Origin of the sequence: Parvibaculum sp. (genome assembly GCF_035511255.1) — a bacterium.
GTDB lineage: Bacteria > Pseudomonadota > Alphaproteobacteria > Parvibaculales > Parvibaculaceae > Parvibaculum.
The window spans coordinates 1-7,577 of record NZ_DATKFR010000274.1; the positions used below are offsets into that span (position 1 = coordinate 1).

General features: G+C 65.2%; 9 protein-coding genes. 5 read left to right on the forward strand and 4 right to left on the reverse strand.

The genetic code is table 11. The features are described from left to right. From VMR03_RS10980 to VMR03_RS10990, 3 genes are all read left to right on the forward strand, one after another. Nucleotides 1-603 (forward strand): TetR/AcrR family transcriptional regulator (locus VMR03_RS10980; protein ID WP_325405124.1); only part of this gene is annotated, 603 nt, incomplete at its 5' end. Further along, nucleotides 596-1,063 (forward strand): PaaI family thioesterase, encoded by a 468-nt coding sequence (locus VMR03_RS10985; RefSeq protein ID WP_325405126.1) that lies wholly within the window; start codon nucleotides 596-598, stop codon nucleotides 1,061-1,063. The genes VMR03_RS10980 and VMR03_RS10985, both read left to right, overlap by 8 nt. Then, entirely contained in the window at nucleotides 1,060-2,142 is a 1,083-nt protein-coding gene (locus VMR03_RS10990; protein WP_325405128.1) for an HlyD family secretion protein, read from the forward strand. The genes VMR03_RS10985 and VMR03_RS10990 overlap by 4 nt, the downstream gene beginning before the upstream one ends. Here the strand turns inward: VMR03_RS10990 and VMR03_RS10995 are convergent, their stop codons facing one another. Further along, complete coding sequence (locus tag VMR03_RS10995; protein ID WP_325405130.1) at nucleotides 2,143-3,108, reverse strand: D-glycerate dehydrogenase; 966 nt, start codon at nucleotides 3,106-3,108, stop codon at nucleotides 2,143-2,145. Nucleotides 3,109-3,233: 125 nt separating this feature from the next. Between VMR03_RS10995 and VMR03_RS11000 the strand changes: the two genes are divergently transcribed. Both VMR03_RS11000 and VMR03_RS11005 read left to right on the forward strand, forming a co-directional pair. Further along, a complete protein-coding gene (locus VMR03_RS11000; protein ID WP_325405132.1) occupies nucleotides 3,234-4,124 on the forward strand; it encodes an EipB family protein in 891 nt (296 codons plus the stop codon). Between the two features lie 17 nt (nucleotides 4,125-4,141). Continuing rightward, nucleotides 4,142-4,726, forward strand: coding sequence for a glutathione S-transferase family protein (locus VMR03_RS11005; RefSeq protein ID WP_325405139.1), 585 nt, complete (start codon nucleotides 4,142-4,144; stop codon nucleotides 4,724-4,726). Here VMR03_RS11005 and VMR03_RS11010 read toward each other — a convergent pair. The 3 genes from VMR03_RS11010 to VMR03_RS11020 form a co-directional block, all read right to left on the reverse strand. Further along, a complete protein-coding gene (locus tag VMR03_RS11010; protein WP_325405134.1) occupies nucleotides 4,710-5,990 on the reverse strand; it encodes a DNA polymerase IV in 1,281 nt (426 codons plus the stop codon). The two genes, VMR03_RS11005 and VMR03_RS11010, sit on opposite strands and share 17 nt — an antisense overlap. Beyond that, entirely contained in the window at nucleotides 5,987-6,907 is a 921-nt protein-coding gene (locus VMR03_RS11015) for an ROK family protein (protein ID WP_325405136.1), read from the reverse strand. The genes VMR03_RS11010 and VMR03_RS11015 overlap by 4 nt, the downstream gene beginning before the upstream one ends. A gap of 149 nt (nucleotides 6,908-7,056) precedes the next feature. Next, complete coding sequence (locus tag VMR03_RS11020; protein ID WP_325405137.1) at nucleotides 7,057-7,449, reverse strand: hypothetical protein; 393 nt, start codon at nucleotides 7,447-7,449, stop codon at nucleotides 7,057-7,059. Nucleotides 7,450-7,577 lie beyond the last annotated feature (128 nt).

Consider the following 7,577-nt stretch of genomic DNA (forward strand, 5'->3'; position numbering starts at 1 on the left):
TACGCGGATTCACATAAGGAAGAAACTCATCGCAAGGTGCTGAAACTGGCCGCCCGCGCGCTGCGCGAAAAAGGGCCGGACCGCCTTGCCGTCGCGGAGGTCATGAAGGCCGCCGGCCTGACGCATGGCGGTTTCTATGCGCATTTCAAATCGAAGGACGATTTTCTCGCTGAAGCCGTGAGCGAAACCTTCGCACAGGCCGGGCGGCGCTGGGAGCGCATCCTCGAAGGCATGGCGCCGCGCGAGGCGCTGGCGACCTATGTCGACTATTACGTCTCGGAGACGCACCGCGAGAACCCCTCGACCGGTTGCCCCGTCGTCGCGCTCAATTCCGATCTACCGCGCCAGTCGAAGAGTTTCCGCAAGGCTTTCGACGAAGGCTTGAAACGCCTCGTCGCGAACCTCGAGCGACGCATGACGGCCACGGGTATCGAAAATGCGGCGACGCTGGCGCCGTCGATCCTCGCCGAAATGGTCGGCGCCGTCGCGCTCTCCCGCGCGGTTTCGGACCGCGCCCATTCGGACGGGATTCTCGCAGGCACGCGCGACGACATCAAGACACGCCTGGGCGTGAACGACATCGGAGAACAGGCACATGAGTGAAGCAACGACGCTGACCGCTCCCGCGACCGTGGCTGCAATGACGGGGCTCGAACAGCTCCAGGCAATCTTCGACGGTAGCGCCGGCTATCGCGGCATGCCGCATTTCATCGGCATCGAGCCTGTGTCGGCGGAGGAAGGCTTCGTCGTCTTCCAGGGCTCGCCGACGAAGGAGCATTACAATCCGCTCGGCACCGTGCATGGCGGTTATGCGGCGACGATCCTCGACACGGCCATGGGCTGCGCCGTCCATTCGACGCTGAAGCCGGGGCAGGGGTTCACCACTCTTGAGCTCAAGATCGCCTATCACCGCGCCATGTCGGATCTGAGCGGCCCGGTTCGCGCCGAAGGCCGCATCCTCTCGCGGGGCCGCAAGGCCGCCTTCGTCGAGGGGCGCCTCATCGACAAGGATGGCAGACTTTGCGCTTCGGGGACCACGACCTGCATGGTGTTCGACCTATGACCGCGACATTCGAATCCGCTGAAAAGCTCGCGCCCGGACGAATCGCCCGGCTCCGCGCGCTCCCCCGCCGCGCCTTCGTCGTCACGGGCGCGGCCGTCGCGGCCATCGTCCTCGGCGGCGCCTGGATCGCTTCGCCGGCGTCCTCCGTCTCGACGGACGATGCTTATGTGAAGGCCGATAATTCCATCGTCGCGCCGAAAGTACGTGGCCTCGTCTCCGAAATTCTGGTGCGCGACAACCAGCATGTGAGGGCGGGCGACATCCTGATCCGCATCGACGACGAGGACTACCGGCAGGCGGTGGACGCCGCCGAAGCGGATGTTGCATCTGCCGAGGCATCGCTGGCGCAGCAGGAAGCGCAGCAAGCACTGGCGGCGGCGAATGTTCGCGCGGCCGCCACGGCGATCACCTCGGCCGACGCCGAACGCGTACGGGCCGAAGCCGACCACCGGCGCTACAAGCAGCTCGTGAGCGACGGCAATATCTCCCGTCAGGCGGCGGACAAGGTGCGGGCGACGGCGATCGCCGCCGGCGCCGACGCCGAGAAGAGCCGGGCGGCCTTTGCGGCGAGCCGGCAGCAGGAAGCCGTTGTCATGCATTCCCGCGCCCAGTTGCAGGCTGCGCTCGCCAAGGCGAAGGCCGCACTCTCGATGGCGAAGCTCGATCTTCAACACACAGTCGTGCGCTCGCCAGTCACCGGCGTCATTGGCGATCGTCAGGTGCAGCTCGGCGAATATGTCCAGCCCGGCACACAACTTCTGACCGTCGTGCCGGCCGACACGATCTATATCGCCGCGAATTTCAAGGAAACGCAGACGGCGCGCATGCTGGTCGGCCAGCCCGTTCGTGTAGAAGTCGATGCGCTGCCGGGTCACGTCTTCGACGGAGAAGTCGAGAGCTTCGCGCCGGCCTCGGGTTCGGAATTCGCGCTGCTGCCTTTCGAGCCGGCGACCGGCAACTTCACTCGTATCGTCCAGCGCGTCCCCGTTCGCATTCACCTGAACCCGGGCCAGGCGGGCGCGGACCGGCTGCGGCCCGGACTGTCGGCGGACGTGAAGGTCGATTTGTCGGAGAGGTAATCAGCTCCGCACCCGGTCCCTCGGCTCTCGCCCGGCAAAGAAATCGTCGAGATTGTCCAGCGCCCGGAACCCCATCGCATTGCGGGTTTCGACCGTCGCGCTGCCGAGATGCGGAAGAAGGAAAGCGTTCTCCAGCGTCCGGTAGCGCGGATCGATATTCGGCTCGTTCGCATAAACGTCGAGTCCGATGGCGCGCAGATGTCCTGCTTGTAGCGCCGAGATCAACGCCTCGTCATCGACGATATCGCCGCGCGCCGTATTGACGACGATGGCACCCTTGGGCAGCAGGGCGATGGTTTTCGCGTTGACGAGACGTCGCGTCTCCGGCGTCGAGGCGCAATGGATGGAGAGGATGTCCGAAGCGGCGAACAAATCCTCCGCCGTCGCATGGAAGACGGCGCCGTGTTCGGTGCCTGCGTCGAGCCTTGCGCGGTTGTGATAATGCACCTCCATGCCGAAGGCGCGGGCGCGATGCGCCACCGCCTGTCCAATGCGGCCCATGCCGATAATGCCGAGGCGCTTGCCCCGGACATCGGTGCTGAGCATCCCGGTCGGCGCCCAATTCTTCCACCTGTCTTCGCGGATCGCGGCCATGCCCGCGGCAGCGCCGCGCGCCGCGCCGAGGATGAGCAGCAATGCGATGTCCGCCGTCGCATCCGTCAGGACGTCCGGCGTATTGGTGACGGCTATCCCCCGCGCTTCGGCGGCCTTCACGTCGATGTGGTCATAACCCACAGAGAAGCTCGCCATGATGCGGATCGACGAAGGCAGGCGGCCGATGAGGTCCGCATCGAGCCTGTCCGCGGGCGTCACCAGAAACCCATCCTTGCCTTTCGCGCGGGCGACGAGGTCGTCCGGCTTCAGGATAGTGTCAATCGCGTTGGTCTCGGCATCGTAGTCGCGGGCGAGCCGCGCTTCGACGGCGTTGGGAAGCTTTCTGGTGACGAGCAGGCTGGGGCGGGACAAGGGGGCCTCGAAGGTCTGAAACGGGAATTTTGGTTATACGACAGGTTGGGGTAGAAAAAGAGCAGGCGGGCGAGCGCAGGGGCATGTCGATGAATGCCCCTGCATCTTAAGGGAATGATCGTCTGATGTTGGATCGGTTCGCAATCGGGCGGCGCGGCTTCTCGGGGATGCGCGGGTTTATTCTCGCCGCCGCCGGATTTGCGGCTGTCGGTCTCGTCGCCATGCTCGTCCTGGGCCACAAGGGCCGGAGCGGCGAGCCGCAATTTGCCGCCCAGATGCATCGCGCGGTCTACGACCTCTCCGTGGACCAGCTGAAGACCGTGGGCGATGTCGATGGGCTCGACGGACGCATGGTCGTCGAATGGCGCGGCGGGCCGGGCTGCGAGGGTTATACCTCCGACCAACGCGTCGTCACCCGCTCGATCGACGACACGGGCGCGACGACGACGAGCGACATCAGGCTCAGCTCCTGGGAGTCGCTCGACGGCAATGAATTTCGCTTCGACCGGACGGAATATGCCGGCGGCAAGCTGGCGGCGCGCGAGTCGGGACATGCCTACCGCGACAAAGGCCGCGTCATCCTCGATGAACAAGGCAAAGAGCCCGAAACGCTTCCCGACGGCGTTCTCTTTCCGACGGCCTTCAACCTCGCCTTGATCAAGGCGGCCGCCGAGGGCAAGCCCGTCTTTTCGAGTCCGCTGTTCGACGGCACACAGGCGGGGCCGACCAGCATCACCGCCTTCATCGGCAAGGCCGAAGGGACACCGATCGACGCGCGCAAGGTTCAGATCAAGAACAGGGGACAGGGCGTGGCGCTGGGCGGTGTCCATGCCTGGCCGGTGCAGATGAGCTATTTCGACAAGGACAACGACGCGCAGGACGGCATGCCGAGCTTCGAGATGGGTTTCCGAATGTTTCCCAACGGCGTGATGTCGTCGCTGATTCTGAATTACGACGATGTGGCATTGAAAGGCGAACTCTCGCAGATCGAATATTTCAAGCCGGGCGCCTGCTGAAGGGAGACGAAGGAGTGCTGACGATTTACGGCAACAGTGTCTCGGGCAATTGCCACAAGGTGGCTTTCGTCTGCGACAGGCTCGGCATTCCCAATCGCTGGCTCGAAGTCGATTTCCTGAAAGGCGAAACGCGGACGCCGGAGTTTCTGGCGATGAACCCTGCCGGACAGGTGCCCTTCATCCGCTTCGAAGACGGCCGGCTGCTCGCCCAGTCGAATGCGATCATGCTGTATCTCGCCGAAGGTTCCGATCTCATTCCCGCCGACGCCTTCGAGCGCGCGCTGATGAACCAGTGGCTCTTCTGGGAGCAATATAGCCATGAGACGGCCATCGCGGTGCGCCGCTTCCACGCCTTCGTGCTGAAGAAGCCGGACAGCGACATCGATCCCGCGCTGATGGAGAAGGGCAATCGCGCCCTCGGCGTGATGGAAGGCCATCTCGCGACGCGGCGCTATTTCGTCGGCGAAAAACTCTCGCTCGCGGACCTCGCGCTGGTCGCCTATACGCGCTTTGCCCATGAAGCGGGCTTCGATCTTGCGACCTTTCCGCATGTTCGCGACTGGGTAAAGCGCGTCGAGGACGATCTCAATCTGACTTCCTGATCCCGCGGCCCTTGATGATCGCGTCGGCGCCGAACTTCGCACGCACCTTGTCCATGGCACGTTCGGCCACCGCGCGCCGCGTGGCGGCTGGATCGAGCATGTCGGGCGGGTCGGCGAGATCGCCTTCGCCAAGCTGGGATAGCCCGATGCCGAGCAGCCGGAAAGCCGTCCCGTCGGCTTCCTTCGCGAGCAGCGGCGCGCCGATCCTGTAGATGACTTCGGCAAGCTGCGTCGGGTCGGGGAGCGTCACGCTGCGCGTCCGCGTCTTGAAGTCGGCGGTCTTGAGCTTCAGAACCACGGTCTGGCCCGATGTCTCCGCCGCCTTCGCGCGCTGCGCGACCTTCTCGCATAGAGGCCAGAGGCGGCGGTCGAGTTCGGCGGCGTCGTGAATGTCGTCGAAAAAAGTCGTCTCGGCGGAAATGCTCTTGGCGATATTGGCGCTCGAGACGGACCGCACATCGAGGCCGCGCGAGAGCCGCCAGAGCCGCCGGCCCATGGTGCCGTAACGCGCCATGAGATCGTTCTCTTCCATCTTCTGCAATTGAGCGATGCGACTGATGCCGTCCCGCGCAAGCTTCGCCTCGAAGGCCTTGCCGACGCCCCAGATCAGCGACACGGGCTTCGTCGCGAGAAAGCCGGGCGCTTCTTCCTTGCCGATGACCGAAAAGCCGCGCGGCTTGTCCATGTCGGAGGCGATCTTCGCCAGGAACTTGCAGTAGCTCATGCCGACGGAAACGGTGATGCCGATGTCCTTCTCGATGCGCGACTGGAGCTTCGCCATTGTGATCGCCGGGCTCGCGTGATGCAGCCGCTCGGTGCCGTTGAGATCGAGAAAGGCCTCATCGATCGAGAGCGGTTCGACGAGCGGCGTGAGGTCGCGCATCATCTGCCGCACCTCGCGGCCGACACGCGCATATTTCTGCATGTCGGGCCGGATCACCACTGCCTCGGGACAGGCCTGCAAGGCCTTGAACATCGGCATGGCGGAACGCACGCCGCGAATGCGCGCGATATAGCAGCAGGTCGAAACGACGCCGCGCTTGCCGCCACCGATGATGAGCGGCTTGTCGAGGAGGTCCGGATTGTCGCGCTTCTCGACCGCCGCATAAAAGGCGTCGCAATCGAGATGCGCGATGCCGAGATCGTGAAGCTCGGCATGGAAGACGAGGCGAGGGCGGTTGCAGGCCGGGCAGCGCGTCTTGTCTTCCGCGACCGGCGTGAAGCAGTCGCGGCAGAAGCCGGGCCGTGGCGCCGCCTCGGTCATGCCGTTCCGTCCTCCGGCCCGTCATTTTCCGGCCATAGCCAGGCCGCGCCGCGCACGCCGCTCGAGTCGCCATGCAGGTTGCGCACGAGCTTCGTATCGACGCGATCGGAAAAGACATAGGCGCCCCAGCGCGACGGCACTTCGTCGTAGAGCGCCGCGACATTCGACATGCCGCCGCCCAGGACGATCACATGCGGATCGATGAGGTTGATGACATGGGAAAGGGCGCGGGCGAGCCGGTCCGAATATCGCCGCACGGCGGAACGCGCGGGCCGTGCGCCGGCTTCCGCCGCCGCGACGATCTCATGTGTGGTGAGTTTCGTCTTTTCGGCCAATGCGTATTCGAGCTCGAAGGCGGGGCCGGAGTTCCAGCTTTCGATGCAGCCCTTCTTGCCGCAATAGCAATCGGGGCCCGGCAGTTCGTCCGGCAGCATCCAGGGAAGCTGGTTGTGTCCCCATTCGCCGGCGATGGCGTTGGGCCCGCTGAGAAGGTGCCCGTTGACGACGATGCCCGCGCCGACGCCTGTTCCGAGAATGACGCCGAAGACAGTGGGGGCGCCGGCGCCCGCGCCGTCGGTCGCTTCCGACAGGGCGAAGCAATCGGCGTCGTTGGCGAGCCGCACCTCGCGGCCGAGCGCCGCTTCGAGATCGCGGTCGAAGGGCTTGCCGATCAGGAAGACGCTGTTCGCGTTCTTGACGAGGCCGGTGGCTGGCGACAGCGCGCCGGGCATGCCGATGCCGACGGTGCCGCGCGTACCGGCCTGTTGTTCCAACGCCGCCATTAGGTCGCGAATGGCGCCGACGGTCGCGTCATAGGTCGCGGGAGTGGGGACACGCTTGCGCGCCAGCTCGCGTCCGTCAGAGCCGAGCGCGACCCCTTCGATCTTGGTGCCGCCGAGGTCGATGCCGATGCGCATGGAGAGGTGAGTCCGGTCAGTGAGAGTCGTTCAGTATTCTACATCATGTCATCCCGGCCTCGTGCCGGGATCCAGGGGCGGCAAACACGGTGCAAGCGGCCCCTGGCCCCCGGGACAAGCCCGGGGTGACAAGAGTGGTTGGGACGGAATTAAAATCCGTCCTCCGCCAGCCGCTCCTCGATGAAGCGGCGGGCATCCGTCCAGTCCGTTGCATGGAAATGGCTGTGCTCGGACGGCCCCAGCAGCTTCGCGAGCCGTGGATCGGCGATGAAGTGAACCCTGTGCGTCGGCGCATGGGCAGCGGCGACCGAGGCGATGTTGTGCGGGATGTCGTCGAGAAAGATCACCGGCGCCTCGACCAGTTCGGCGAGCCGCTTCACCGCGCCCCCCTTGAGCCCCTTGTTGGCGATGACGGGGTAATCCATGCCGTGGGCGGCAAGGTTCCGCGCCCGCGTTTCCTTGTCGGCGGAGGGCACATTGGTCAGCACGACGACCTGCGCGCGACCCGAAAGGGCGGCCAGCGCCGCCGCCGCGCCGGGCACCGGAATGAGCGCATGGGTCGAGGAGCAAGACCGGCGAGCTCGCGCTGCTGCTGATCCGTGCCTACCGCGCGCTGTTCGCCCTGTTCGGCGGCAACCTCGACGACATGCGCCACTTCCTGCGCACCGAG

What these genes read in the sequence shown, in the direction of transcription:
- VMR03_RS11015 (WP_325405136.1), bottom strand. Translation starts at nt 6,907, where the DNA reads ATGCGCATCGGCATCGACCTCGGCGGCACCAAGATCGAAGGGGTCGCG.
- VMR03_RS10985 (WP_325405126.1), top strand. Translation starts at nt 596, where the DNA reads ATGAGTGAAGCAACGACGCTGACCGCTCCCGCGACCGTGGCTGCAATG.
- VMR03_RS10990 (WP_325405128.1), top strand. Translation starts at nt 1,060, where the DNA reads ATGACCGCGACATTCGAATCCGCTGAAAAGCTCGCGCCCGGACGAATC.
- VMR03_RS11000 (WP_325405132.1), top strand. Translation starts at nt 3,234, where the DNA reads ATGTTGGATCGGTTCGCAATCGGGCGGCGCGGCTTCTCGGGGATGCGC.
- VMR03_RS11010 (WP_325405134.1), bottom strand. Translation starts at nt 5,990, where the DNA reads ATGACCGAGGCGGCGCCACGGCCCGGCTTCTGCCGCGACTGCTTCACG.